Genomic DNA, 1,041 nt, shown 5'->3' with positions numbered 1-1,041 from the left:
TGTAAAAGTTACTTATTTCGGTAACGGATTTATCATTTCAATTGGCTTTTTTCCATCAATTCCCTGATGTGGTCTTTCATGATTATAATAGTATAAATATTGTAATAGTTCCTCTTTTAATTCTTCTTGAGAATCAAAATCTGTATCTCTTAATAAATCATCTTCAAGAGTTCTCCAAAAGCGTTCAACCTTGCCGTTTGTCTGTGGTCTGTATGGCCTTGTATATCTGTGCACAATTCCTAATTCCATTAACATTCTCTCAAAAGGATGGTTGTTTTTTACTTTGCTAGTTTTGGGTCCAAATTCTGGTCCATTATCAGATAAAATCTCTTCAAATTTTATTTCATAATGATCACTTAAAATGTTTAAGCATTTTAATGCTGCAAACATAACAGTTAAACTAGTGATGTCAGCAACTAATTCAGCCCAGGCGATCCGACTGTAATCATCAATTATACACACTAAATAGAGTTTTTTATTTTCTCCTTTAATTATACTTTTGCTCAAATAATGGCAATCAATATGACCAAGTTGTCCCATTCTTTCCTTGATTATTTTTTGATGATTCTTTTTAATCTTCGGAGTTAATCTATTTATTTTATTACGTTTTAAAATATTATAAACTCCAGAATACGAAGGTGTATGCTTTCCTAATTTGGGCTTTAAGATACTAACAATTTCATATTTGTTGTTTCCTTTTTCTCGTAATTCAATTACTTTTTGTTCTATAAAAGGCAACGGTCTTCTGGTTTTGTATCTTGGACCACGTTTTTGTGGCAGTAAATCTATAGGTTTTCCACTTTGTTTATATCGATTATAATACTTTAAAAAACTCTTTCGGCAAGTGTCGTTTGCTGTATAAAAATCCATTGCTTTTTTATGCAAAGGATGAGTCTTGTTTTTTACCTGTTCATATTCTTTTATCAAAAAACGATACTTTTCTAAATAGTTTCGTTCTAAAGTGGAATCTTGACTATTATTTCTCATCGCAACAAAATTTATTAAAGTTAAATTTTGTTACCGAAATATCTAACCTTTACA

1 protein-coding gene is annotated in these 1,041 nt (G+C 29.9%); it reads right to left on the bottom strand.

Annotated elements, in window-relative coordinates:
* Window positions 1-12 precede the first annotated feature (12 nt).
* Window positions 13-987 (bottom strand): integrase core domain-containing protein, encoded by a 975-nt coding sequence (locus tag FLA105534_RS00165; protein WP_173964036.1) that lies wholly within the window; start codon window positions 985-987, stop codon window positions 13-15.
* Window positions 988-1,041: the final 54 nt, after the last annotated feature.

This window comes from Flavobacterium collinsii, from assembly GCF_902804485.1.
Taxonomy (GTDB): Bacteria; Bacteroidota; Bacteroidia; order Flavobacteriales; family Flavobacteriaceae; genus Flavobacterium; species Flavobacterium collinsii.
This window is presented reverse-complemented; position numbering and strand designations above follow the sequence as displayed.